The 24,328-nt window shown below is 61.0% G+C and carries 21 protein-coding genes and 1 pseudogene; 14 read left to right on the forward strand and 8 right to left on the reverse strand.

What is annotated here, in order from left to right; genetic code table 11:
• The 6 genes and pseudogenes from CYR32_RS06380 to CYR32_RS06405 all read left to right on the forward strand — a co-directional run.
• A pseudogene (locus CYR32_RS06380) lies at nt 1-352 on the forward strand (5,10-methylene tetrahydromethanopterin reductase); the annotation flags it as partial.
• Nucleotides 349-1,368: a methionine ABC transporter ATP-binding protein gene (locus CYR32_RS06385; protein ID WP_101823562.1), complete on the forward strand. Its 1,020-nt coding sequence runs from the start codon at nt 349-351 to the stop codon at nt 1,366-1,368. The pseudogene CYR32_RS06380 and the gene CYR32_RS06385, both read left to right, overlap by 4 nt.
• Entirely contained in the window at nt 1,365-2,066 is a 702-nt protein-coding gene (locus CYR32_RS06390; RefSeq protein WP_101823563.1) for a methionine ABC transporter permease, read from the forward strand. Before CYR32_RS06385 ends, CYR32_RS06390 begins: the two co-directional genes overlap by 4 nt.
• Nucleotides 2,067-2,068: 2 nt before the next feature.
• Nucleotides 2,069-2,944, forward strand: a complete 876-nt coding sequence (locus CYR32_RS06395; RefSeq protein WP_101823564.1) for a MetQ/NlpA family ABC transporter substrate-binding protein — start codon at nt 2,069-2,071, stop codon at nt 2,942-2,944.
• A 170-nt stretch (nt 2,945-3,114) separates the two neighbouring features.
• A complete protein-coding gene (locus CYR32_RS06400) occupies nt 3,115-4,575 on the forward strand; it encodes an MFS transporter (protein WP_101823565.1) in 1,461 nt (486 codons plus the stop codon).
• A complete protein-coding gene (locus CYR32_RS06405; protein WP_101823566.1) occupies nt 4,572-5,789 on the forward strand; it encodes an acyl-CoA dehydrogenase family protein in 1,218 nt (405 codons plus the stop codon). The genes CYR32_RS06400 and CYR32_RS06405 overlap by 4 nt, the downstream gene beginning before the upstream one ends.
• A gap of 52 nt (nt 5,790-5,841) precedes the next feature.
• On the opposite strand, the gene CYR32_RS06410 is transcribed toward CYR32_RS06405, so the two are convergent.
• Entirely contained in the window at nt 5,842-6,807 is a 966-nt protein-coding gene (locus CYR32_RS06410; RefSeq protein WP_101823567.1) for a sulfonate ABC transporter substrate-binding protein, read from the reverse strand.
• A gap of 397 nt (nt 6,808-7,204) precedes the next feature.
• Between CYR32_RS06410 and CYR32_RS06415 the strand changes: the two genes are divergently transcribed.
• Nucleotides 7,205-8,395 carry a sugar transporter gene (locus CYR32_RS06415; RefSeq protein WP_101823568.1) on the forward strand — a complete coding sequence of 397 codons (1,191 nt, stop codon included), beginning with the start codon at nt 7,205-7,207 and terminating at the stop codon, nt 8,393-8,395.
• 48 nt (nt 8,396-8,443) lie between these two features.
• Here CYR32_RS06415 and CYR32_RS06420 read toward each other — a convergent pair whose 3' ends face one another.
• Nucleotides 8,444-9,775 (reverse strand): aminotransferase class I/II-fold pyridoxal phosphate-dependent enzyme, encoded by a 1,332-nt coding sequence (locus tag CYR32_RS06420; RefSeq protein ID WP_101823569.1) that lies wholly within the window; start codon nt 9,773-9,775, stop codon nt 8,444-8,446.
• 153 nt (nt 9,776-9,928) lie between these two features.
• On the opposite strand from CYR32_RS06420, the gene CYR32_RS06425 reads away from it, so the two are divergent.
• From CYR32_RS06425 to CYR32_RS06445, 5 genes are all read left to right on the forward strand, one after another.
• A complete protein-coding gene (locus CYR32_RS06425; RefSeq protein WP_101823570.1) occupies nt 9,929-10,897 on the forward strand; it encodes a substrate-binding domain-containing protein in 969 nt (322 codons plus the stop codon).
• A gap of 13 nt (nt 10,898-10,910) precedes the next feature.
• Nucleotides 10,911-11,708, forward strand: a complete 798-nt coding sequence (locus CYR32_RS06430) for a deaminated glutathione amidase (RefSeq protein ID WP_101823571.1) — start codon at nt 10,911-10,913, stop codon at nt 11,706-11,708.
• Between the two features lie 191 nt (nt 11,709-11,899).
• Complete coding sequence (locus tag CYR32_RS06435) at nt 11,900-12,796, forward strand: ABC transporter substrate-binding protein (protein WP_101823572.1); 897 nt, start codon at nt 11,900-11,902, stop codon at nt 12,794-12,796.
• Nucleotides 12,793-13,791 carry an amino acid ABC transporter permease gene (locus CYR32_RS06440; RefSeq protein ID WP_101823573.1) on the forward strand — a complete coding sequence of 333 codons (999 nt, stop codon included), beginning with the start codon at nt 12,793-12,795 and terminating at the stop codon, nt 13,789-13,791. Before CYR32_RS06435 ends, CYR32_RS06440 begins: the two co-directional genes overlap by 4 nt.
• Complete coding sequence (locus CYR32_RS06445; protein ID WP_101823574.1) at nt 13,788-14,573, forward strand: amino acid ABC transporter ATP-binding protein; 786 nt, start codon at nt 13,788-13,790, stop codon at nt 14,571-14,573. Before CYR32_RS06440 ends, CYR32_RS06445 begins: the two co-directional genes overlap by 4 nt.
• Nucleotides 14,574-14,628: 55 nt before the next feature.
• Here CYR32_RS06445 and CYR32_RS06450 read toward each other — a convergent pair whose 3' ends face one another.
• From CYR32_RS06450 to CYR32_RS06470, 5 genes are all read right to left on the reverse strand, one after another.
• Nucleotides 14,629-15,192, reverse strand: a complete 564-nt coding sequence (locus tag CYR32_RS06450; RefSeq protein WP_101823575.1) for a fimbrial protein — start codon at nt 15,190-15,192, stop codon at nt 14,629-14,631.
• Between the two features lie 3 nt (nt 15,193-15,195).
• Nucleotides 15,196-15,666, reverse strand: coding sequence for a fimbrial protein (locus CYR32_RS21645; protein WP_165698190.1), 471 nt, complete (start codon nt 15,664-15,666; stop codon nt 15,196-15,198).
• Nucleotides 15,667-16,298: 632 nt separating this feature from the next.
• Nucleotides 16,299-18,881, reverse strand: coding sequence for an outer membrane usher protein LpfC (lpfC, locus tag CYR32_RS06460; RefSeq protein WP_101823766.1), 2,583 nt, complete (start codon nt 18,879-18,881; stop codon nt 16,299-16,301).
• 47 nt (nt 18,882-18,928) lie between these two features.
• Nucleotides 18,929-19,630, reverse strand: coding sequence for a fimbria/pilus periplasmic chaperone (locus tag CYR32_RS06465; protein ID WP_101823577.1), 702 nt, complete (start codon nt 19,628-19,630; stop codon nt 18,929-18,931).
• 95 nt (nt 19,631-19,725) lie between these two features.
• A complete protein-coding gene (locus tag CYR32_RS06470; RefSeq protein WP_101823578.1) occupies nt 19,726-20,247 on the reverse strand; it encodes a fimbrial protein in 522 nt (173 codons plus the stop codon).
• Between the two features lie 426 nt (nt 20,248-20,673).
• Here CYR32_RS06470 and CYR32_RS06475 point away from each other — a divergent pair, with 426 nt between their 5' ends.
• On the forward strand, nt 20,674-21,075 hold the full coding sequence (locus CYR32_RS06475; RefSeq protein WP_101823767.1) for a bleomycin resistance protein: 402 nt from the start codon (nt 20,674-20,676) through the stop codon (nt 21,073-21,075).
• Nucleotides 21,076-21,109: 34 nt separating this feature from the next.
• Here the strand turns inward: CYR32_RS06475 and CYR32_RS06480 are convergent, their stop codons facing one another.
• Complete coding sequence (locus CYR32_RS06480) at nt 21,110-22,324, reverse strand: MFS transporter (protein ID WP_101823579.1); 1,215 nt, start codon at nt 22,322-22,324, stop codon at nt 21,110-21,112.
• Nucleotides 22,325-22,853: 529 nt separating this feature from the next.
• On the opposite strand from CYR32_RS06480, the gene CYR32_RS06485 reads away from it, so the two are divergent.
• Nucleotides 22,854-24,323: an aldehyde dehydrogenase family protein gene (locus CYR32_RS06485; RefSeq protein ID WP_101823580.1), complete on the forward strand. Its 1,470-nt coding sequence runs from the start codon at nt 22,854-22,856 to the stop codon at nt 24,321-24,323.
• Nucleotides 24,324-24,328: the final 5 nt, after the last annotated feature.

Genomic DNA, 24,328 nt, shown 5'->3' on the forward strand with positions numbered 1-24,328 from the left:
GTGGACGGTGCAGGCGCTGGCGGACTGGGTCGGCATCGGCGGTTTTGGCCCGCTGCTGGTGGGCAGCGCGGAAACAGTGGCCGATGAGCTGCAAAGCTGGGTGGAGGAGACGGACGTCGACGGCTTTAACCTCGCCTACGCCGTGACGCACGAGACCTTTACCGATGTGGTGGAGCTGCTGATCCCGGAGTTGCAAAAACGCGGCGTCTATAAACAAGACTACGCGCCCGGCACGATGCGCGAAAAACTCTTCGGCCAGGGGCCGCGGCTGGCGGCACCGCACCCGGCGACCGGCTACCGGTGGCCGCAACGTGACAATGTCACACAGGTACCGGCGGCGGGGGTATCATGATTGAGATCGATGACCTGCATAAACAGTACCGCAGCCGTTCCGGTGCGGTGGCGGAGGTGCTGAAAGGGATTTCGCTGCGCGTCCCGGCGGGCGGGATCACGGCCATCGTCGGGCCGAGCGGGGCCGGGAAATCGACGCTGGCCAAGTGCATCAGCCTGTTGGAAAAGCCCACCCGCGGCAGTATCCGGGTGAATGGCCAGGATCTTTCGCTGCTGACCGGTGAGGCGCTGCGCCGTGAACGCCGGGCGATTGGCACGGTGTTCCAGAGCTCGGCACTGCTGCAACGGAAAACCGTCTGGCAGAATGTGGCGCTGCCGCTGGAGTACCTGGGCGTGGTGCCGCATGAGATCAAACAGCATGTCGGTGCGTTGCTGGAGAGCGTCGGGCTGAGTGATAAGGCGGCCCGCTACCCGGCGCAGCTATCCGGCGGCCAGCGCCAGCGCGTCGGCATTGCGCGGGCGCTGGCGCTGAAACCTTCGGTGCTGCTGGCGGATGAGGCCACCTCCGGCCTCGACCCCGATGCCACCGCGGCGATTCTGCACCTGCTGACGCAGCTGCGTGATGCGTTTGGCCTGTCGATCATCCTGATCACCCACGAGATGGACGTGGTACGCAGCACGGCAGATGCGGTGGCGGAGATCCGCGACGGCCGGCTGGTCCAGCAGGGCCGGGTGCGGGACTTGCTGGCGCAGCCGGGTTCCCTGCTGGGGGAACAGCTCTTTCCCCTGCGGGCGCTGGAGGGCGGTGGGGATCTGCTGTTGCAGGTCACCTACGGCACCCATGTGCCGGTGGCGACGGATTGGATCAGCCGCCTCAGCCGGCAGGGCAATCTGCATATCGATCTGCTGGGCGGGCACGTTGAGGTGATTGGCGACCGGCAGGCGGGGCGGGTGCGCATCGCCGTGCGCTTTAATGAGGCACCGGTGGCGGCGCAGTCACTGGTTCAGCAGCTGCACCAGCTGGGGCTGTCCGCTGAAATCCTCCACAGCGCGCCGGTCTGGCAGGAGGCGATATGACCCCTTCCGCAGATGTCATGAGCCGGGATACCCCCTGGGATCAGATTGCCCCGCTGATGCTGCCGGCGTATGGCGAAACCTGGCTGATGGTCGGGATTGTGATGCTGCTGGTGGTGTCGATTGGCGGGGCGGTCGGCGTCATTCTGTTCAACACCTCATCACGCGGGCTGTTTCCGCACGCGGCGCTCCATCACACCCTGGGCTGGCTGGTGAACATCGGCCGTTCACTGCCTTTTCTGGTGCTGATGGCCGCGATCATCCCGTTCACCTTCTGGCTGACCGGCACCACCATCGGCATTCCCGCCGCGATTATCCCGATGGTGGTCGCCGGGGTGCCGTTCTTTGGCCGGCTGGTGGAAAACGCCCTGCGTGACCTGCCGCCGGACGTCACGGCGGTCGGGCTGGTGTCGGGCGGCTCATACTGGCAGATCATCACCCGCGCCCAGCTGAGCGAGGCACTGCCCGCGCTGGTAGCAGCCATCACCCTCAACCTGATCGCCATGATTGAGTATTCGGCGATTGCCGGCACCATCGGCGCAGGCGGCATCGGTTACCTGGCGGTGGTCTATGGCTACCAGCGTTTTGATAACCACATCATGATCGCCACCATCGTGGTGTTGATTGTGACTATCCAGTTGATTCAACTCTTGGGCGACCGTTTGGTTGCCGCCTTACAACCTCACCAGGAAGCAAAATAATCATGGCAAACCCAGGTTTTAGCATTGCGAAAAAGAGGCGCTGGCCGTGGCTGGTGGCCGGGGTGGTGGTAGTGGCGGCAGCCGGGGCCGCCTGGCACCTGCACGCCGGGCAGCCGCGACAGGCCACGTTCGGCAGCACGCTGAAAATCCATTTCGAACCGGCGATGGCCGGGGAGGAGCACCTGATCCAGTACATCGGTACACATATTGCGCCCGATTACGGCCTGACGCTGGTGGCTACCGGGTTGCAGGACCCGGTGCAGGCTGACCGGGCCGTGGCGGAGGGGCAGTTCGCCGCCACGGTATACCAGCATCAGTGGTGGCTGAAACAGGTGGTGGATGCCAACGGGTTTAAACTGACGCCGGTGCAGCCGGTCTTCCAGTGGGCGTTCGGCATCTACTCTGACCGCTACCCCTCGGTTGAGGCGCTACCGCAGGGGGCAGAGATTGTGGTGCCGAATGACGGGGCCAACCAGGGGCAGGCCTTGTGGCTGCTGCAACGCATTGGCCTGATAGGGCTGGACCCGGCGGTCGAGCCGCGTACGGCGAAGCTCCGGGACATCCGCGAGAACCCGCACAAGTTCGTCTTCAAGGAGCTGGATCTGCTGACGATGCCGCGCGCCCTGAACTCGGTGGATGCGGCGATAGGCTACGTCTCGCAATTTGACGCCGGTAAAGTGCCGCGTGAGAAAGGCATCCTGTTCCCGCCGGCACCGAAGACTTTCGCCTCGCAACTGGTGATCGGCACGCCTTACCTGAAGGATGAGAACATCGTCAAACTTCAGCAGGCCTTTGCTGACCCCCGCGTCCAGACGTGGCTGCGCGAGACCGACGATCCGCTGGTGAAAGGGGTGCTGGTGCCGGTCTCCGCCCAGTAAGTGTTCCGGTGTTACCTGACCGGGTCCGCGCAGGCTGACCCGGGTTTTCTGTTGGGTGTCATTCAGGCTATCTTTTTGAATAATCAGCATTTAAAAGCAGTTTTTGTTGTTTGTGATGTCAGCGGGCAATGCTTATAACCTCTTCTCACCTGCTTAACAGAGAAGAAGCCATGAGCACTTTACCGATAGATGACAGCCTGGCGGTTCCCCCGCGACACTCTGCGCCGGTCAGCTCAGCCAGTGACGTGGCGCGGCTGATCAACACCCGCAGTGACAAAAACAGCTACGCCCGCATGATCGTGTTTCTCGCGCTCGGCGGGGTTTTCCTCGACGCTTACGATCTCACTACGCTCTCTTACGGCATCGACGATGTGGTGCGCGAATTCAGCCTGACCCCGACCCTGACCGGGCTGGTCACCTCGTCGATTATGATCGGCACCATCGTCGGCAACCTGCTCGGCGGCTGGCTCACCGACAAATATGGCCGCTATTCAGTATTTATGGCCGACATGCTGTTCTTTGTGGTGTCGGCGATTGCCGCCGGGCTGGCCCCCAACGTCTGGGTATTGATCGGCGCGCGCTTTTTGATGGGCATCGGCGTCGGGATCGATTTGCCGGTGGCGATGGCCTACCTGGCGGAGTTCTCCAGATTCAGCGGCAAAGGGAACAAAGCCTCCCGGCTCGCGGCCTGGTGCCCGATGTGGTACGCCGCCTCCTCGGTCTGTTTCTTCATCATTTTCGGCCTCTACTTCCTGCTGCCGGAACAGCACCTGGACTGGCTGTGGCGCGCCTCGCTGCTGTTTGGTGCCGTACCGGCACTGATTATTATCGCGGTGCGCAGCCGGTTTATGAATGAGTCGCCGTTGTGGGCTGCCAGCCAGGGTGACCTGAAAGAGGCGGTGCGCATTTTGCGTGACTCCTACGGCATCCACGCCCATGAGGCGGAACCGGATGCCCCGCAGGCGGCGAAACCCGCCGCGCCGAAAGTGGGCTTCCGCGTGCTGTTTGAGAAGCCTTACCGCGAACGCACCATTGTCGCCGGGGTGATGAACGTCTGTATCTCGTTTGAGTACACCGCCATCGCCTTTTTCCTGCCGTCGATTCTGGCGCAGTTCCTTGGCGCGGGCGTATTTGAAACCATCTCCGCCTCGCTGGGGCTGAATGCGCTGTTCGCCTTTACCGGCGGGCTGCTCGGGATGCGGCTGGCGTGGAAATACCCGTCGCGCCACGTGGCGATAGCCGGGTTCGCACTGCAATTCATCGCCCTGGTGGCGCTGGCCCTGATCGGCCACCCGCAGGCGGCGCTGGGCATCGGCTTTGCGATACTGATGCTGGGCCTCTGGCTGTTCGCTGAAGGGTTCGGCCCCGGCGCACAGCTGATGATCTACCCGGCGCTCTCCTACCCGACCTCGATCCGCGCCACCGGCGTCGGTTTCAGCCGCTCGCTCTCCGGCATCGGCAGCGCGCTGGCGCTGTTTATCCTGCCGATCCTTCAGGCGTCCCTCGGCACCAATATGTTCTGGGTGGTGTCGCTCAGCGCCCTGATCCCGATTCTTTTCCTGCTGGTGGTTCGTTTTGAGCCGACCCGCCATGACATTGACGATCACCAACCCGAAGGAGATTCTTTATGACCACGACTTTGCTCTCAACCGGCACTGACTATGCCGGACTGGCGGCGCGCTTCCGCCCGGTGTTTGCCCGCATCGCCGAGGGGGCGCGTGAACGTGAACGCACCCGCACCCTGCCGACCGAGCCGGTTCAGTGGCTGAAAGAGGCGGGCTTCGGCACCCTGCGCATCCCGCGTGAGAAAGGCGGGTTTGGGGCCTCCCTGCCGCAGCTGTTCAGTCTGCTGATCGAGCTGGCCGAGGCGGATTCCAACCTGCCGCAGGCGCTGCGGGCGCACGTGGCCTTTGTGGAGGACCGCCTGAACCAGCCCGACTCCCCGGCGCGCGACCGCTGGTTCCGCCGCTTTATTGACGGCGAGATTGTCGGCAGCGGCTGGACGGAGATCGGCAACGTTAAGCTTGGTGAGGTCAACACCAAAGTCACCCCGCAGAGCGGCGGCTGGCGGCTGGACGGCGAGAAGTTTTACAGCACCGGCACGCTGTTTGCCGACTGGATCGATGTGTTTGCCGAGCGCAGTGATACCGGCGGCGCGGTGATCGCCCTCGTCAGTACCCACCAGCCGGCGGTGACGCGTGAGGATGACTGGGACGGCTTCGGCCAGCGGCTGACCGGCAGCGGCACCACGCGCTTTGTGCAGGCGGACGTCGAGCAGGATCATGTGTATGACTTCGCGACGCGTTTCCGCTACCAGACGGCGTTTTACCAGCATGTGTTGCTGGCGACGCTGGCCGGGATTGCGCGGGCAGTGCTGCGGGACGTAAAAGAGGAAGTGCAGCAGCGCCGCCGGGTTTACAGCCACGGCAACGCCGGGCAGGTGCGTGATGATGTGCAGGTGTTGCAGGTGGTCGGGCAGATCGCCTCCTGGGCATACGCCACCGAGGCCACGGTGTTGCAGGCCGCGCACTCCCTGCAACAGGCCTATGAGGCGCACCTGTCGGACGATGAGGCACAGTTGCAGGCGCTGAACGTGGCCGCGGAAATCGATGCTGCGAAAGCGCAGGCGATCGCCAGCGACCTGGTACCGCGCGCCGCCACGGAGCTGTTCAATGCGCTGGGTGCGTCAGATACCCGGCTGAGCAAGGCGCTGGATCGCCACTGGCGCAATGCGCGCACGGTGGCCTCCCATAACCCGGTGATCTACAAACTCCGCAGTGTGGGGGAGTGGGAGGTGAACGGCAAGGAGCCGGTGTTTGTCTGGCAGATTGGTAACGGCGGGTAAACCTTCAGGCAACCGGTGAGAAAACGGGCGGCCGGGACGCCGCCCGGATTGATCACTGCTTCAGTGCGGCATCCTGTGACCAGGTGGCGCTGCGCACATCCACTTTCACCGGCAGCAGGCCGATCTGGGTAAATTTATCCGCCAGCGCCTGCTGCCGGGTGAAGACCTCCGCCGTCATACGTTCCGCCCCGAACGGCATCCGTGCCAGCGCCCGCGCCCAGATCGGCTGCGGCAACCCGGTCGACGCCGACAAAATACCGGCCGCCTCATCCGGGTGGCTGTTCGCCCAGCTGCTCAGCGTTGCCAGCTCGTCCAGCACCTGTTTCGCGGTGTCCGGGTAGTGGTCGGCAAATTTGCGGCTGGCCAGGTAGAAGGTGTAGTGCGGTACCAGCCCTTCGGCATTTTTAACCAGGCGGGCCTTGGCGTTGGTTTCCACTTCGGCGTAGAACGGGTCCCAGATCACCCAGGCATCTACCGAGCCGCGCTGGAAGGCGGCGCGGGCGTCGCTGGGCGGCAGGTAGACCGGGGTGATCTCTTTGTAGTTCAGCCCGGCATTTTCCAGCGCGCTGACCAGCAGGTAGTTCACGTCCGAGCCTTTGTTCAGCGCGACGCGTTTGCCTTTCAGGTCTGCCACAGTTTTTATCGGGGAGTTCTCCGGCACCACGATCGCTTCGGTTTTCGGGTTCGCCGGGGAGTGGCCGAGGTAGACCAGGTCGGCCTGCGCCGCCTGGGCAAAGGTCGGCGGCGCGTCACCGGTGGCCGCCAGGTCGATGCTGCCGACGTTCAGCCCCTCCAGCATCTGCGGCCCGGCGGGGAACTCCACCCAGCGCACCTTAATCCCCTGTTTTTTAAAATCTTCATCCAGCGTGCCGCGGTATTTCAGCAGCGCGAAGATATTGGCCTTCTGGTAGCCGATATTGACGGTGTCCGGTTTCTCTGCCGCCACGGCAGAGGAGGCGACCAGCGCCAGCCCGATGGCCGCCGCGCTGAACAGGGGGGTGAATCCTTTTTTACGCATGTTTTCGTCTCATCTCAGGGAATCAGGGTGACCGTGCCAATGCCGCTGCGCCGCACGGAATGCCCCCATCCTGACGAGCTGAAGCTGAATTGAAAACGGCTTTATCGGAATAATATATGCCTAATTATTAAATGCTTTTTGTGGATTTGGTTAGCCGGGAAATGGATAACGGGCTGGGAAAGGGCGGGTAAATTGTCGCAAAGTGCACAGCGAAAAAAACGGCCTAAACGCGTACACTTTCTCCGCGCTTTTTCTGGCTTCTCTTTTTTAAGATCAACGCGCTATCGCAGGTTGCTGCGATACATTCTTATGTCTAGACTTCAATAAAATCATTATAATTTTGCGATGAGAGTCTCAAAATATTTTCACTTCAAAGTAGGACGCTTAAGATTGCATCATGACTGATACCCTTTCGGAACTCCCTCAGACGTCGCGCCGTGTGCAGTGGTCGCGCGTGCTGCTGCTCAGCATCAGTGCTTTTATTTTTAATACCACCGAGTTTGTGCCGGTGGGGCTGTTGACGGACATCGCCCAGACGTACGGCATCGATACCGCGCAGGCGGGCTGGATGCTGACTATCTACGCCTGGGTGGTGGCGCTGATGTCGCTGCCGCTGATGCTGGTCACCAGCAAGGTGGAGCGCAAAACCCTGCTGCTCTGGACGTTCGTGGTGTTCATCCTCAGCCATGTGCTCTCCGTGGTGGCCTGGAACTTCTGGCTGCTGGTGGCGGGGCGCATCGGCATCGCGCTGGCGCACGCGATTTTCTGGTCGATCAGCGCGTCGATCGCCATCCGCGTGGCACCGCCAAGCAAGAAAACCCAGGCGCTGAGTATGCTGGCGACCGGTACCGCACTGGCGATGGTGCTTGGCCTGCCGCTGGGGCGGATCATCGGCCAGTTGCTGGGCTGGCGCATGACCTTCGTGGCGATCGGCGTCTCCGCCGTGGTGACGCTGGTGATGCTCTACAAACTGCTGCCGCCGCTGGTGAGTGAGCACCACGCCTCGCTGAAAAGCGTGCCGGCCCTGCTGCGCCGCCCGATGCTGCTCTGCCTCTATATTTTCACCGCGCTGGTGTTTACCGCGCACTACACCGCCTACAGCTACATTGAGCCGTACATCAAAGAGATCGGCCAGATGGGCGACGGCTTTACCACTCTGCTGCTGCTGGTGTTCGGCGGGGCGGGCATCCTCGGCAGCCTGCTGTTCGGCTTTATGGGCGAGCGCTTTACCACCACGCTGCTGATGGTGTCGATTGCGATGATCACCCTCTCGATGTTCCTGCTCAATTTCGTGGCGACCAACGCCGTGGAGATGCTGATCCTGAGCGTGTTCTGGGGCATGGCGATCATGATGGTGAACCTGTCGTTCCAGGTGAAAGTGCTGGCGACGGACGCCAACTCCCCGGACATCATCATGTCGATCTACTCGTCGATTGTGAACCTGGGCATCGGCCTCGGCGCGCTGCTCGGCAACCAGATTATTCTTTTCTCGTCACTCGGGGATATCGGCGAAACCGGCGCGGCGATCGGGCTGCTGACCTTTATCCTGCTGGCGCTCTACCTGCGCAAACAGGTGAAACTGCGCTGACGTTTCTGCGCCGGGTCTGCCCCGGCGCATTCCCCTTTCTGTCCCCTGTTAATCACCGTATGCCAGCGCAATCGCCTCCGCGACGGCCTCTGCCTGTTCGGTTTTGATCAGGCTGGTGCTGATGCGGATAAATTGCCCCTCGCCCAACAAACAGCGTTTGCCCGGCAGCACGGCGTAGCCACGGGCGGCCAGCGTCACCAGCGCATACTGCTCTGACGGCACCGGCAGCCAGAGCGCCAGCCCGTCCCGCGCCGGGACGGTGATGCCCCGGCGTGCCAGTGCTGAGACCAGGGCGGCGCGGCGTTCAGCATAGATCTGGCGGGCCGCCGCCACCCCTTTCAGCGTGTCCGCGTCCTGCAATAACCAGGCCGTGGCGTGTTGCAGCAGGCGGCTGCTCCAGCCGACCCCAAAGTTCCTGAATGACTGGATCTGTTTAATCAGCGCGGCAGGGCCGGACATCACCGCCATACGCAGATCCGGCCCGAACACCTTGGAGTAGGAACGCACATGAACCGTGCGCTCCGGGTAGTACGTGCCGAGGCTGCGCGCCGGATGCGCAGAGAGATCGCCTATTCCGTCATCCTCAAAAATATAACCGTCAAAGCCCGCCAGCACCGTAGCCAGTTCATTAAAGCGTGACGTTGTCACGGCATGGCCGCAATGGGAATGGGTACGCGGCTGGTAGATAAAGGCCGCCGGTTTCTTCGCCAGGGCAGCCGCCAGCTGGTCAGGCATTGGCCCCTCTTCATCACACGCCACCGGCAGCACCGTCGCCCCGATGTTATCCAGCATATCGAGCAGCCGTGAGGCCGTCGGGTCTTCAATCACCACCTGCGAACCGGGCATGATCAGCGTTTGCAGCATCAGGTTCATCCCGTCGAACCCGCCGTCTGTGGCCATAAAGGCCCCGGCGCGGTAGGGCCAGGTCGGCTCTACGGCGTCACGCAGTACCGGCATGATCGCTTCGCGCTGGTAACTGTGAAGATTTTGCGTGTGGGCCGCGCTGATCAATGCCTGAGTGAGATCGGGCAACAGGGCCGGATCAGGCGACGCCATCACCAGATCGGCCACGATATGCTCGCCAAAGTTGCCTATCTGCTCGAACCGTATCGGCCGGGGCGAGACCCGGTCCCCGCAGACCCATATGCCGTTGCGGCCGCGCCCGGCGATCACTTTTTGCCGCCGCAACTGGCCCCAGGCCGCCGATACCGTGGCAGGGCTGACGTTCAGCGCCTGCGCCAGTTCCCGCACGGAAGGCAGGTGCGCACCGACCTTGATGCTGCCGGAACGGATAAGCGTCGCCGTATCGAGGGCGATGCCGCGCATGGTGCGGTTCTTGAGCTGCGCTGCCAGCCAGTTGACATCAATCATCCCGGTCATAAGAAACCCATTTGTTCAGTAACAAAGTTATGATTGTACAGAGAAAACTAAACATTTAGCATCAAAAAACGATCAAAGCGCGGTGAGAAATTAACCGTATTGATATTATTCATTTTTATATCAACAAGATAACCATAGTTACAGGGGAGCAATGTGACCATTACACTCAGATTGGCCGTACGGGACTGGGACTATTTAACGCCCCTCGCGCTCGGGGATGTTACGCCGGAAGGCTTTACGCTTGAGCTTCACCGGGTCGGTACACTGGTGGGGGATCTCACCACCCACAGCGCCTACGACGGCGGCGAGGTCTCATTCAGCCGTTATGCCCAGGGGCGCGCCCGGGGTGAAAACGATCTGCTGGCGCTGCCGCATTTCCTGATGCGTGGCTTCCGCCAGCGCTGCATCATCACCACCACCGACAGCCCGCTGACCACGCTCAGCCAGTTGAAAGGCAAACGCATCGGCCTGACCGGCTGGCAGGACTCCGGCAATACCTGGACGCGTGCGTTGTTGCGCCGGGAAGGGGTCGGCATCGAAGACACGCAATGGTTTGTCGGCCGGTTGACGGAGGATCACCCGGTGGTGGATCGCCTGAACGGCTTTGGCCGCCCCGGCCGGATTGAGGCGGCAGCCGGTGAGCGCCCGCTGATGGCCCTGTTGGCAGAGGGGGAGCTGGACGCGGTGTTTACGCCCTTTATGCCGGAAGGCTTTTTCGCGCCGGACTCCGGCTTCCGCCAGCTTCAGCCTGATTTCCGGCAGGCGGAGATCGATTATTTCCATCAGGTGGGTTACATCCCCGGTATTCATCTGCTGGCGTTAAAACCGGTCGTTGCCGATGCCCATCCGTGGTTGCCGGAGGCCTTAAGCGAGGTGATTGACCGCGCTTATCAGGTCTGGATGGATAAACGCGCCAAATACGCTGACACCACCCCGTGGCTGCTGGACGACCTGCGCCGTACCGCCCGCGACCTGCCGCCGGACTGGAATGCCAATGGCTTTGCCGCCAATGAAAAGATGATCGCCAACTTCGGCACAGAACTGCATGTACAGGGGCTGACCACCCGCTGCCTGACGCCGGCTGAGCTGTTCCCGGCCTATGCGCTGACCCACACCTGTTAAGAGGAGAGCGTTCATGAAAGTAGCATTAGGACAATTTGCCGTGGCCCGCGAGTGGCCGGTTAACGCAGAGACCTGTCTGGGGCTGATGGCCCGCGCACAGGAGGGCGGGGCTGACCTGCTGGTGTTGCCGGAGGGGATTCTGGCGCGTGACATTGCTGACCCGGATCTGGTGCTCAAAGCGGCACAACCGCTGGATGGGCCGTTTATGAGCCAGTTGCTGGCGGCCAGCCGCGGCAACTCCCTGACCACCATGATGAGTGTTCACACACCGACCGGCGATGACCGCGCCTGGAATGTGCTGGTGGCGCTGCGTAACGGCGAAATTATCGCGCAGTACCGCAAGCTGCATCTTTATGACGCCTTTTCTATGCAGGAATCCAAAAACGTCACGCCCGGTAACGAGGTGCCGCCGCTGGTGGAGGTCGCCGGGTTTAACGTGGGGCTGATGACCTGCTACGACGTGCGATTCCCTGAGATGGCGCGCCGCCTGGCGCTGGATGGGGCAGAGGTAATGGTCTTGCCCGCCGCCTGGGTAAAAGGGCCGTTGAAAGAAGCGCACTGGGATGTGCTGGTGACGGCGCGTGCGCTGGAGAATACTGCCTATATGGTGGCGGTCGGCGAGTGTGGCGAGCGCAACATCGGCAACAGCATGGTCGTCGATCCATTGGGCGTGGCGATTGCCCGTGCCGCTGAAGGCCCGGCGCTGGTGTTTGCCGATCTGGACAAGGCCCGGCTGGCGCATGCCCGGAAGGTCTTGCCGGTATTGGAAAACCGGTGTTTCGCCACCCCGCAGCTGCGCCGGGATAAGTAATTCCTATTAAACACGCAGACGTAAACCGGTTAACACTGGCCGTTTATGAGACGGTTATTCCACCAAAATGGTTGTTCCGCGCCCGGTAAAGAGAATGCGGCCTGAGAAACCGGGCCGCGTAATGGACAGACTCCCAGGCCGGATAATGGGCTTTTACCCCGGCCCGGTTAGCCACACAGGAAAGAGAGAAGATGACAAAACACCTTTGCAAACTTGCTGTTCTTATCGCTGCCTGTTTTTCTGTCGCCGGTTTTGCGGCCGACAGTGTGACGGTACCGGCGCAAAACGTGGATCCGGCGCTGCGCGCCATGCTGCCGGCTGACATCCAGAAATCGGGGTCGCTCATCTCGGTCAACAACGGTTCGTTCCCGCCGTATGAGATTGCCACCAGCACCAACTCCCTGGAGGGGGCCAGCGCCGACCTCGCCAACGCGATGGGTGAACTGCTGGGCGTAACCATTCACCACGCCTCGGTCAGCGGCTTATCCGGGCTGCTCAGCGGGGTAAATTCCGGGCGTTACCAGTTAGGGTTCGGGCCGATTGGGGATTACCCGGACCGGCAGGCTAAAAATACCTTTATCGATTTTGTGCAGGAATTTGTCGTGTTCGCTGTCCATGCCGGGAACCCGGAAAAGATTAACGGGCTGGAGGATACCTGCGGCAAACGCATTGCGGTAATGGCGGGCGGCTCGGCGGAACAGGTGATCCGCACGCAATCTGCCCGCTGCACCGAGGCGGGGAAACCGGCGGTGCACGTGCAATCCTTTGTGGATCAGCCGACTTCTATTCTGGCGGTGCGTTCCAACCGTTCCGATGCCTTCTTCTCCTCACAGGCACCGCTGATTTACTTCGTGTCTAAAACCAATGGTCAGCTGGAACTGGCCGGGGTCGGCAAGAAAAACGGCTTCCATGACATTTTCCAGGGCGCGGTGGTGCCGAAAGATTCGCCGTTGAGCAAGGTGGTGCTGGCCGCGTTCCAGACCCTGTTTGATAACGGCACCTACGCCATCATCATGAAAAAATGGGGCCTGGAAAATAATATGATCAAGGCACCGGGCATTAATCTGGCAAAAGAGGCGACCCAATGAGCAGAGAAACGTCTCGCCCAGCCCCGGCAATCAAGGATGGCGATACGCAGGCATACTCGGTCAAGGCACTGGAGCAGCACCGTAATGTTGAGTTCGCCCACGCCCCGGCCGGGCTGGGCCGCTGGCTGGCGTGGGGTGTGGTGATCGCCCTGGCGGCCTATTTTCTGTGGGTTGTCGCCACCAATAAGAACTTTGAGTGGCAGGTGGTGGCGCAGTGGTTTACCGAAGCGTCAGTGATTAAGGGGTTGGGTGTCACGCTTGGCCTGACGGTGGTGTCCATGTTGCTGGGGGTGATCATCGGCCTGTTGCTGGCGGTGGCGCGCCTCTCCGGCAGCCGGTTGTTGCGCGGGCTGGCCGGGTTATACATCTGGTTCTTCCGAGGGACGCCGCTGCTGGTGCAACTGATCTTTTGGTACAACATGTCCACGCTGTTCCCTTACGTCAGCCTGGGCATTCCGTTCGGGCCGGAGCTGGCGCGCTGGAACACCAATGACCTGATCACACCGCTGACGGCCGCGATTGCCGGGCTGGCGCTGAATGAGGCGGCCTATATGGCGGAGATTATCCGCGGAGGGCTGATGTCGGTGGATAACGGCCAGGTCGAGACCACGCAGGCGTTTGGTATGTCGCGGGCGCGGGCCTTGCGCCGGATTATCATCCCGCAGGCGATGCGCTCCATTATTCCGCCGACCGGCAACCAGCTGATCAGCATGATCAAGGCGACCTCGCTGGTGAGTGTGATTGCGATGGGCGACCTGCTTTACTCGGTGCAGTCGGTCTATAACCGGACGTTTGAAGTGATCCCGATGCTGATGGTGGCGGTGATCTGGTATTTGCTGATTACCTCCCTGCTGAACCTCGCGCAATCGGCCATTGAGCGTTATTACGCCCGCGGCACGCGCCGTGCTGTTCCGGCCACCAAACGTCGCTCACCCAGGGTTGACGCCCCGGCAGCGCCTGCCCACCCAGGGACATCTTATAAGGAGGGCGCATGAGCCACTCTGAACAACATCCGGTGCGGCCGCTGGTGCAGGCGCGCAACGTACATAAAAGTTATGGTGATAACAATGTGCTGAAAGGCATCGATCTGGACGTGAACCCCGGCGAGGTGGTGGTGATCCTGGGGCCGTCCGGCTCGGGGAAATCGACCTTCCTGCGCTGTATCAACCACCTGGAGGAGATGGATCGCGGCTATATTCTGGTGCAGGGCGAACAGATGGGTTACCAGCTGCGCGGCGAGCGCCTGCACCGGCTGAGTGCGCGGGCCATTGCCCGCCAGCGGCGCGGCATCGGCATGGTGTTCCAGCAGTTCAACCTCTACCCCCATATGACGGTGTTACAGAACATCACCGAAGCGCCGATTGGCATCCACAAGCAGAGCCGTCAGGAGGCGGAGCGTTACGCCCATGAACTGCTGGCCCGCGTCGGGCTGAGTGACAAAGCGGATGCCTACCCGCGTCATCTCTCCGGTGGGCAACAGCAGCGGGTGGCGATTGCGCGGGCGCTGGCGATCAAACCGGCCCTGATGCTGTTTGATGAACCCACCTCCGCGCTCGATCCAGAGCTGGTGGGGGAGGTGCTCGCCACCATGCGTGATTTGGCGGCACAAGGGCTGACGATGATTGTGGTGACGCACGAAATCGGGTTTGCCCGCGAGGCGGCGGATCGGGTGGTGTTTATGGATCGCGGTTACGTGGTGGAGCAGGGCGCGCCGGAAGATATATTGGTTGACCCCCGCCACCCCCGCACCCGCGCCTTTTTAAGCCGGTTTATCTGAAGGCGCGGCGGCCGGAAAGGGTGTCACCTGTTCCGGCCGCCGCATCAGGCAGGGCTTACTCATAGGTAATCGAAAAGTTCACCAGTGCCTCGGCGTGGCCCGCCTGCGGGTTGTTTTGGGTCACCACATACTGCGCCAGGTAGTCCAGTTGGTTGTTCTGGTCTTTGGTGAGGTTCCACTTCATGCCTTCCTCCGCGGCGGAAAGGGGTTGCGGGTGCTGCTGCGTCCCGTCGGCGGTGCTGATCTTCAGCGCCACGCCGCGCGCGCCGCCGCTGAGTTTGAACAGGGTGGGGTCGTCACTGTCGGCGTCGCCATCCATTTTCACGTAGGCGTGCGCCACGTCACCGCACTCCTCCAGCGCCAGGGCAAACGGCTTTTCGCCCAGTACGCTGCCGGGGGTGTCACTTCCCCGGCTACCGCCTTTGCTGCGGTGCAGGTAGAGCGTACCGAGATCCACCTCCAGCGCGTTGTCCGCCAGTACGCAGGTGCCCTGGATAATACGGATCTTGAAATGCAGTTCACCGGGTTTACCGATGTTTGCCATCTCCGCCTGTGAGCAGAGGGAGAGCAGCGGGGCGGCAATGCAGGCCGCCAGCAGGGCGCGTGTTATCTGGTTCATCCGCTATTCCACCTCCAGGCTGAGGGTCGCCACACCGTCAAACTCGCCGCTCTGCGGGATCTTGCCGGTGGTGCTGATCGGGTAGGCCTTTAACGTCACGCTGGCATCACGGTCAACGCCGTTAAGCGGCCCGACGTCAAGCTCGACATTATCGTCAGTGCCGGGGCGCAGTACGGTGCCGGTTTTGCGGGTGACGATGGCCCCAATATCGGGGTTGCCCAGGTCGATCGCGTCAGGATTATCAGGGTTGGTGTTAGCCTCCAGCTTTAAATAGATCCGCACGCCGTCTGAGATATTCGAGCATTTGAAATCAAGTTTCTTCTCTATTACCCGGGCGTTGACGGGCATATCGCCGTGGCGGTTTTTAAAGTCACGGGCGTTGTAGTCACCAAAATCGATTTCCGTGGTGTACCCGGCCGGCATTTCGCAGCCCTGCGGGACGACAACCCGGCCGCTGATGGTGACCGTAGCCATAGGTATGGAACCATGCGGAGGAACTACTGTGCTTCTATTCCAGGCTCTGACGCCATACATCTGTAATAAGGTAGTATTTGGAATAATACTTTCACCAACGAACGGCTTGGCAATATAAAGATCCAGGGTGCCTCGTGAACCGCTTCCATATATTTGTGATGATATATTGCAAGAAGTCCGATTATTGGTGTTATTTGAAATGTTTTGGAAAGGAACGTAAAAATAGTTTTGGGTACCCCCGGTAATAAAGACTTTTGCAGCAAACTCCAGATTTTCATTTATCTTATAAAATTTCACGCCCCCTTCTGTATGCCCCGGTGGTAGTGTGCTTTCCCCAGAATAGTAGACATTTGCCAGCTGTGACTCATCATTGGAACAAGGGCACATAGCAGAGTATAACCCGCCCAGATTCCAATTATAAAAACCAGGAATAGATTTCCCGGCGTAATTCTCTGCGGGGTTAGAAACGGTTTTATCGATCACGGCATGATAGTCATGTACAGGGCCATCTGGTATACACGGCCCCCAATCGCCCTCCGCCCTTACCGGGCTACTCAGCAGCAGCCACCCGGCGGCCAGCGTTATCAGCGTACTGCCTGTTTTCCACATCATCTTTTTCACGTTTTGCATCCTTAACGGCACTGCGCGGTCAGGGTGACCACGGTGACGGGTTGATCGTTGGCGCGCGGCACCTGATAGGGTGCGCGGCACTGCTGCCCCGCCTCTTTGCCCCAGCTCAGCGTCAGGGTGCCTTTTTCCGGCAGGCCACTCATGTAGAGCTGGCCCTCTTCGCCGACGATGCCGCTCTGGGCGGCTTTCGCGGCTTTTTCCTGCGCCAGCGTGGCGGTCGCGCCAAACGGCACGGCTTTGCCATCCGCCTGGGTCAGAGTCATCATCACCCGGTAGCCCACCTGCGTGGTGAACTGCGCCCGCACCACGGCACCGCGCGTCGGCACCACGTACTGGATGGGTTCGCTGAGATCCACGTTGTCGCCCAGCGTATCGGTGCGCAGCGAGACTTCGGTCTCCCGGTAGGGGGTGGCGTAAGGGATAATCGCGTTGCCGAAGTGGTCGAGCGCCACGCCGCTGTTATTGCTGACCTGAGTCCCTGCCGCCCCCGGCGCATTGACCAGAATCATCGACTCACTCAGCGGCTGTGACAGCGTCACGCCCTGGCTGTGTACCACCACCCCGCCGCGCAGGCCGTAGTTCAGCTGGTGGCTGTCGCGCGAGTAGTTGTAGCCGAGATCGACGTCGCCTTTACTGCCCTGATAGCCCAGCGAGGCATTGCCGCTGTTGCCGACGCCGTCTGAGCCGTAGCCCTCCTGCACGCTCCAGTTCAGGTTGCGCTGCTCCAGCGCGGTGCCGCTGACGCCGACCTGATGGTTGGTGCGCCCGTTGAGATCGCTGGTCATGCGGTAAGAGCTCCAGGCCCGCCCCAGCGGTACCGAGACGTTAAAAGAGAAGAGGTGATCCGGGTCGTCGTAGTCCGGCGAGAGGGTGTAGCTGTAAGCCATGCCCCAGCTCACCGGGCCGATGCGGCCGTTATAGCCGCCGCTGACTGAGCGCTGAGTGCCGTCGTCGCCCCAGTAATCCTGTAAATTCATGCTGAAATAAACAGAACCGTAACGCCCCATCTGCTGGGTGATGTTGCCCTGTAGCTGGCTGCGCTGGTGGTAGCGGGCGTAGTCGCTGTCGGCGTGGTTGCGCACGTCAGTGGCTTCCTGGAAGCTGTAGAAGCCCTGCGTGGAGTAGCGGTAGCCCAGCAGGCGGAAATCGGTGCCGCTGTCGGCAAAGCTTTTGGCATAGAGGAAGCGGTAGGATTGCCCCTGCTCATGGCGACCGTCACCCAGATCGCTTTTTGCCTGGGTAATGTCCAGCGAGACGGCACCGATGTCACCCAGGTTGACACCCGCCCCCAGCGCGAGGGCATTATAATCTTCAGAGAACAGCGTGCCGCCGTAGGCCGTGATGCCGTGCGGCAGGCCATAAATTGCATGGCCCTGTATAAACTGCGGGTTACCGGAGTCATAGTTCCCGCCCTGATACTCGCCGCCGCTGACGCTGTATTTCAGGTGCCCTTCACGCTGAAGGATGGAAACGGCGGAAAACGGCTGGATAAAGCGCTGCTCACGGCCATCACTCTCTTTGACGGTGACCGTTAAATCACCGCTGCTGGAAGTAGGGTAGAGGTCGGTTATCTCAAACGCGCCGGGCTGCACAAAGGTGCGGTAAATCACATAGCCGTTCTGCTCAATCACCACTTCTGCATTGGTGCGGGCGATGCCGCGCACCACCGGCGCAAAGCCGCGCTGGCTGTCCGGCAGCATCTCATCATCCGAGGTGAGCTGTGCGCCGCGGAACTGCACGCTGTCAAACACATCGGCGGCGGTGTAGGTGTCACCCAGCGTCAGGCTGGCTTTCAGCGGCACAATATTCCGGGTGAGGTAGGTGCCGAGGTTGTCGCTGTTGGTCTGCCCGTCGTAGCGGCTCCAGGTGGCATTGTTACGTAACCGCCAGGCCCCGAGGTTAACGCCGCTGCGCAGGTTGAGGTAGTAACCGTTGCTGTAACTGCGCCCGCCGCTGCTGTCGTCATGCTCGCGGCCCCACTCATCGGTGTAGCGGTTCTCCCGGTATTCAGTGTCGGTGCGCCCGTTACTGCCGGTGAAGCTGTAGTCCAGCAGCAGCGCCGGGATGCCCTCATCCCAGCGGCTTTCCGGCACCGTACCGCGCGCGGTCTGCACCATCGCCGCCTGCGGGAAGCTGAGGATCAGGGTCTGATTGTTGAAATCAAAATGGCTGGCGGCGTGCGGCACCAGCTCGGTAAAAGGCACGCAGGCTTCCTCCGGGTACGCCATCACTGCCGGGAAACTCCCGACCCGCACCCCCAGCTCCGCCAGTTGCACCCGGCTCAGGCAGGGCATCAGGGATTCCCCGGCGGCATGCTGGGCGGCCGTCGCGGCGCTGAATGCCAGCTCGCGCACCTCATGCTTACGCTCATTAACGACAATCTCTACCCGGTAATTCCCCGGCAGCTGTTTACCGGTGGCGCCTTCATAAATTGACAAGTCAGCCAGCGCGCTGCCGGTGCCGACATCTTCAAGAAAGCGTGGGTTGAACTGCGCGGCCTGCGCGCCACAGGCACCGGCCACCAGCACCGCCAGGGCCGAACGTATAAAGCGCTGACCAAAGGCCGGGTGTTGAGGCTTCTGCATCCGCTGCATGATGATGGTCACTCAGGTAAGGAGGGAAAGGGTGTCATTCAGGATTTAACCGGCTGATTCAGGGTGTCGCTTGAGGCCCCGAAATCATTAATCACCGAATAGGTGGCGGTGGCCGCGCTCTGCATACCGGCCGGGAGCGGCTGGCTAATCTGGCCTTTGGCCGGCACCATCCCGACGCGCCCGGCATCCCGCCCATCAAACGCGAGATGGCTAAACGAAAGGGTGTAAGGCGTGGGGTTATGGATCACCACCTGATTGCCCTGGCGGGTGAACGTCAGCTGGCGGTAGGCGTCGTTGGCATTGCCCGGCAGCCCTGCCGGCCGGTAGAAGAGCTTCAGCCGGGTACGCACGGCAATTTGCAGCACATTTTTGTGCTCGCTGGCCTCGGAGGTGGACGGAATCGCCTTCACATTAATCCAGTAAACGGATTCCCGATCCTGCGGCAGCGGTGCGCCGAGGTGCACAATGCGCAGCACGTTGTCTTTCGCGGGATCAAGGCGGAACAGCGGCGGGGTGATGACAAACGGGGTTTTTTTATTGCCGCTGACGTCCTCTGCCCAGGCCTGGATCAGGAACGCTTCTTTGTCATTGCGGTTACTGACGGTAAGTGAAGCCTCTTTTTTATCACCCTGATAAATCACGCGCGTGGCACTCATGGCGATACCCCCGGCCGCATAAGCACTTTGCGCCAGGGGGAGCAGGCATAAAAAAGAGCAGAGGAGTTTTTTGGTCAGTGTCATGGTAGCGCCCGGAAAAGAATAAACGGGCGGCATGAATCATCGTGCTGCCCGTAGGGTATGGCGGCTCACCTTGAATCAAGGCGCGCCTGAGGTCATCAGTTGTAGGTAACGTTGAAGTCCACCTGGCCGTTGCCGTAACCCGGTGTTGCCCCGCCTTCTTTGCTGACATAGGCGGCGGAGTAATAGAGCACGGTCTGGCCTGCTTTCAGGGTTTCAGCCGCCGTGGCGGTGCCTACCTTAATATCCGCGCCGGCTTTGTCGAACAGGCCGATAGCCACTTTGGTGGCGGCCCCGGCTTCGTTATTGACCAGCAAGCGGCCGTCAGCATCGGCCAGGCCGTCGAACTGCACCTGCACATTTTTCTTGAGGGAGATATCGCACTCTTCCAGCTTGATCTGGAACGGTTTCGCCGGGGATTTGGAGCCTGGATCTTTTAAGGTCGAGGTTTTTACCTGGCCCAGATTAACTTCCTGGTTTTGGGAGTCGGCGGAGACCACGCAAGGCGCATCCACAATCTCGCCTTTAAAACGGATGGTGCCGTCACCGTTACCTGCCGCAAAAGCGGATTGGCTCAGAACCAGTGCCGCAACGGCAGAAACAATAAATCCTTTCTTCATTTTTAAAAATCCTGTGAATAATCAATTCAAAAAAGACGCCCTGTCCCGACGCGGGAAAGCGTATCTGGAAATCAGGAATGGCATCTTAAGGTGATCATGATGCTTATCAATTTATTGATTATTAAAACTGCGGTAACGATAAATTAAATGTATTTAACGCAATGATTTTGTTGCTTTTAATAAGTGTTATTTGTTTGGTGGATCGATGCCCGGTAAATGATCGAAAATTTGTATGAAATAAGCGGCCGGAAAAAAAGGATTATTAATGGAAACGTATAATGAATTAGTGTTAAATAATTAATGGAGTGTATATGTGTGAATAATCAGGGCAATAGCGAGGGGAAGAGAGCGCTATTGATGGATAAGTAAATCGTGATCCATAAGGAAAAGGGTGTGGCTGCAGACGACCAGAACTACTGGAACAAAATGGTGCCGGAGCTCACGGTAACTGACTTTGCCCGTTCACTGGATTTCTACCAGCGCATCCTCGGCTTTCACCTGAGGGTGCGGCGGGAAGATCCTGATTTCGCCTATTTGTGTCTGGGTGAGGCCCAGCTGATGCTGGAGGCTTACCACCCTCAGGGCTGGAATGTGGCAGCGCTGGCCCCGCCGCTAGGGCGCGGCATCAATCTGCAAATTGAGGTCGATTCCCTCACGCCGCTGCTGGACAGTCTGGCCGCCAACCAGATCGGCCTCTACCGGAAGGTGAAAGAGAGCCGCTACCTGATTGGTGAAACAGAAGCATGTCAGCGTGAGTTCCTGGTGCAGGACCCGGACGGCTATTTGTTAAGGTTCAGTGAGTTTATCGGGGAAGAACCGGCAGGGTAACAGACCCCGTGGCCGCTGGGCCACGGGCGGGCATTTACGCTTCGGGGGTGAGCACCACATCACGGGTGCGGGTGGCGCGCGCGTCGAGCAGGGAGAGCAGGAAAATCCCCAGGCCCAGCAGCGGCAGGATGGCACCGTACGTGGCGGTATAGGTCACCGGGTAGCCGTTCGCCACCACGTAAGCACCCACGCTGGCACCCAGGGCGTTGGCGATATTGAACGCCGAGTGGTTCAGCGTGGCCGCCAGCGTCTGCGCGTTACCGGCCACCTGCATCAGGCGTACCTGCAACGGCGCACAGAGGGCGAGGTTGGTGCCGATGAGGAAACTGCCGAGCATCGCGCCAAACAGCGTCGGGGCCAGCAGTGGGAACAGCAGCAGCACCGCAATGCTCCAGAGCAGGACGCAGAAGATCGACAACATCACCTTTTTGTCTGCCGCCCAGCCCCCGGCCAGGTTGCCCGCCACCATACCCAGCCCGAAAGCGAACAGGATCACCGGCAGCCAGCTGTGGGAGAGGTGCACTGCGTAGGTCACCACCGGCGAGATGTAGCTGATCACCGAGAACATGCCGCCGAAACCGATCGCTGCAATCCCCAGCGTCAGCCAGATGCGGCGGTCCATCAGCGCCTTGATCTCTTTCAGCGGCGAACCACCCGGTTCCTGCGCGGTTTTCGGGAAGATCGCCGCAATCAGCGCCACATCCACCAGCGCAATCAGCGCGACGGTGCCGAACGCCCAGCGCCAGTTAATGTACTCCCCCAGCATCGCCGCCAGCGGGTTACCCAGCAGGGACGCCAGCGTCAGCCCGAGCAGCACATTGCCCACCGCCTTGCCGCGCCGGTCTGGTGACACCAGCGAGGCCGCCGCCAGCGCCGCCACCCCCAGAAACGCGCCATGCGGCAAGCCGCTGACGAACCGCGCCAGCACCAGCGCGTGGTAGCTGGTAGCCAGCACACTGGCGGCGTTGCCGACCAGGAACAGCGCCATAAACAGCATCAGCTGGTGTTTGCGTTGCAGTTGGGTGGTCAGCAGCGAAAAGAGCGGCGCGCCGATCACCACGCCAATCGCATAAGCGCTGATGAAATGGCTGCCTTGCGCCAGCGTCACGGACATCGACTGACAGACTTCGGCCAGCAGCCCCATGATCGAGAACTCACTCATGCCGATGGCAAAACTGCCCAGCGCCAGCGCAAAGATCGCCAACGCGAGGGAGGGCGCAGGCGCCGGGGTAAAACTGTTTTTTTCCATGATGAAATACGGCTTCGTTTTGAATCAAATAAGAAGAACGACGGCGGCAGGCACGGCCCGGCGCTGAAGATGAAAGGAAAAACCGGGGGCTGTTATCACAGTGCGACCACACCGGCGGGCTATTTATTCCCGCTGTTGGCCCCCCACCCCTTGCGGGCCGGGCAGTGTAGTCGCCCCACCCGGTGACGGCAAGTGGTGATTTGCGTCACATTTTTTTCAGCCATGCGTTATTCCCGGCAGGCATAACCTTATTCCGGTGCTGGTGCACTGCGGCGGGAAATTGCCCTGTCACGGTGCACAAAAAAGCTTCACAACGCCCTGAAAACTGTGCCGCGCAGCCGGGCGGCTATTTCCCCGGCGAATTCGGCAGGAAATTTTTTTCCGCTGCGGTTTACGCATTAAAATTTTTTTCACCATTCTGGCATGCAACCTGCAACATCTCTCCCATCAGCGCTAACACCGTTAATTATTAATGGGTTAGCGAAAGAGTCCGTGCGCCTTTTACCCGGCGACTAACAGGAGGGATGCCATGCTGAGTTTCGACCCTAACAAGGTGGTGCTGCCCGCCGGGCAGTTTATCAACGGCGTCTATTGTCAGGGCAAGGGCGCGGCGTTTGCCGTGAAACGCCCGTCAGACGGCAAGGTCGCCGGGGAATTGTACGAGGCGGACGCAGCACAGGTGGGTGAAGCCGTCACCCTGGCAGACCACGCCGCCAAGGCGAGCGGCTGGGCAAGCTGCCCGCCGCGGGAGCGGGGTGCGGTGCTGCGCCGCTGGGCAGATCTGATCGCGGCGGACGGCACGCTGGCACAGCTTGAAGCCCTTGTCTCCACCCGCCCGATCGCGGACGTCATCAACCACGAGCTGCCGTTTACCGCCGAGGCGATCCGGTTCTACGCCGAATGCGCCGACAAATACAGCGGCGACCTGCTGCCGACCCGCGATGCCAGCCTGGGGATGCTGGTGCCGGAGCCGTATGGCGTGATCGGTGCCATTACCCCGTGGAATTTCCCGCTGTCGATGGCGTCGTGGAAGTGCGGCCCGGCGCTGGCAGCAGGCAATGCGGTGGTGCTGAAGCCCTCAGAGCTGACGCCGTATTCCACCCTGCGCATGGCCGAACTGGCCATCCAGGCGGGGCTGCCGGCCGGGGTGCTGAATATCGTGCAGGGCAGCGGCGCGGTGACCGGCAGCGCGCTGGTGGCGCACCCGCTGGTACGCAAAGTCTCCTTTACCGGCTCGACCCAGACCGGCGCGCGCATCATGAGTGATGCCGCCTTCAACGGCATGAAACCGGTGACGCTGGAGCTGGGCGGCAAAAGCCCGCAGCTGGTGTTTGATGACGCCGGCGACCCCGATGTGGTCGCTGACCGCATCCTGCGCGGCTTCACCGCCAACGGCGGGCAGGCGTGCGTGGCGGGCACCCGGCTGATTGTGCAGCGCGGCATAGCCGATGCGCTGATCGAAAAACTGATCGCCCGCTGCGCCGCCTTCCAGCCCGGTGTCACCTGGGACGAGAGCACCCGTTACTCCCCGCTGATCAATGCGCGGCAGGCGGAAAAAGTCGCCTCGGTGGTACAGGCGGCCGTGCAGGCGGGCGGGGAGATCCTCACCGGCGGGCAGCGCTTTGCAGGCACCGGCGACGGCTATTTCTGGCAGCCGACCCTGCTGGCGAACGTCAGCACCGACAGCCCGGCGGTGCAGGAGGAGATTTTTGGCCCGGTGCTCACGGTGCAACGGTTTGATGACGAGGCCGAAGGGCTGGCGCTGGCCGCGCACGCCACCTATGGCCTCTGCGCCGGGGTGCATACCCTGAGCCTGGCGCGCGCCCTGCGGGCGATGCGCGGCCTCGCCGCCGGCACCGTCTGGATCAACCGTTACGGCCGCTCCGGCGACTTCATCATCCCCACCGGCGGCTTCCACGGCTCCGGCATCGGCAAAGATCTGGGGCGGCAGGCGTTCGAGGCCTGTCAGCGCCACAAAAGTGTGCTGATCGATTTCTGATCCCT

It is taken from the genome of Chimaeribacter coloradensis (assembly GCF_002858715.1).
Classification (GTDB): Bacteria; Pseudomonadota; Gammaproteobacteria; order Enterobacterales; family Enterobacteriaceae; genus Chimaeribacter; species Chimaeribacter coloradensis.

What these genes read in the sequence shown, in the direction of transcription:
- CYR32_RS06385 (WP_101823562.1), top strand. Translation starts at nt 349, where the DNA reads ATGATTGAGATCGATGACCTGCATAAACAGTACCGCAGCCGTTCCGGT.
- CYR32_RS06390 (WP_101823563.1), top strand. Translation starts at nt 1,365, where the DNA reads ATGACCCCTTCCGCAGATGTCATGAGCCGGGATACCCCCTGGGATCAG.
- CYR32_RS06395 (WP_101823564.1), top strand. Translation starts at nt 2,069, where the DNA reads ATGGCAAACCCAGGTTTTAGCATTGCGAAAAAGAGGCGCTGGCCGTGG.
- CYR32_RS06400 (WP_101823565.1), top strand. Translation starts at nt 3,115, where the DNA reads ATGAGCACTTTACCGATAGATGACAGCCTGGCGGTTCCCCCGCGACAC.
- CYR32_RS06405 (WP_101823566.1), top strand. Translation starts at nt 4,572, where the DNA reads ATGACCACGACTTTGCTCTCAACCGGCACTGACTATGCCGGACTGGCG.
- CYR32_RS06410 (WP_101823567.1), bottom strand. Translation starts at nt 6,807, where the DNA reads ATGCGTAAAAAAGGATTCACCCCCCTGTTCAGCGCGGCGGCCATCGGG.
- CYR32_RS06415 (WP_101823568.1), top strand. Translation starts at nt 7,205, where the DNA reads ATGACTGATACCCTTTCGGAACTCCCTCAGACGTCGCGCCGTGTGCAG.
- CYR32_RS06420 (WP_101823569.1), bottom strand. Translation starts at nt 9,775, where the DNA reads ATGACCGGGATGATTGATGTCAACTGGCTGGCAGCGCAGCTCAAGAAC.
- CYR32_RS06430 (WP_101823571.1), top strand. Translation starts at nt 10,911, where the DNA reads ATGAAAGTAGCATTAGGACAATTTGCCGTGGCCCGCGAGTGGCCGGTT.
- CYR32_RS06435 (WP_101823572.1), top strand. Translation starts at nt 11,900, where the DNA reads ATGACAAAACACCTTTGCAAACTTGCTGTTCTTATCGCTGCCTGTTTT.
- CYR32_RS06440 (WP_101823573.1), top strand. Translation starts at nt 12,793, where the DNA reads ATGAGCAGAGAAACGTCTCGCCCAGCCCCGGCAATCAAGGATGGCGAT.
- CYR32_RS06445 (WP_101823574.1), top strand. Translation starts at nt 13,788, where the DNA reads ATGAGCCACTCTGAACAACATCCGGTGCGGCCGCTGGTGCAGGCGCGC.
- CYR32_RS06450 (WP_101823575.1), bottom strand. Translation starts at nt 15,192, where the DNA reads ATGAACCAGATAACACGCGCCCTGCTGGCGGCCTGCATTGCCGCCCCG.
- CYR32_RS21645 (WP_165698190.1), bottom strand. Translation starts at nt 15,666, where the DNA reads ATGGCTACGGTCACCATCAGCGGCCGGGTTGTCGTCCCGCAGGGCTGC.
- lpfC (WP_101823766.1), bottom strand. Translation starts at nt 18,881, where the DNA reads ATGCAGAAGCCTCAACACCCGGCCTTTGGTCAGCGCTTTATACGTTCG.
- CYR32_RS06465 (WP_101823577.1), bottom strand. Translation starts at nt 19,630, where the DNA reads ATGACACTGACCAAAAAACTCCTCTGCTCTTTTTTATGCCTGCTCCCC.
- CYR32_RS06470 (WP_101823578.1), bottom strand. Translation starts at nt 20,247, where the DNA reads ATGAAGAAAGGATTTATTGTTTCTGCCGTTGCGGCACTGGTTCTGAGC.
- CYR32_RS06475 (WP_101823767.1), top strand. Translation starts at nt 20,674, where the DNA reads ATGGTGCCGGAGCTCACGGTAACTGACTTTGCCCGTTCACTGGATTTC.
- CYR32_RS06480 (WP_101823579.1), bottom strand. Translation starts at nt 22,324, where the DNA reads ATGGAAAAAAACAGTTTTACCCCGGCGCCTGCGCCCTCCCTCGCGTTG.
- CYR32_RS06485 (WP_101823580.1), top strand. Translation starts at nt 22,854, where the DNA reads ATGCTGAGTTTCGACCCTAACAAGGTGGTGCTGCCCGCCGGGCAGTTT.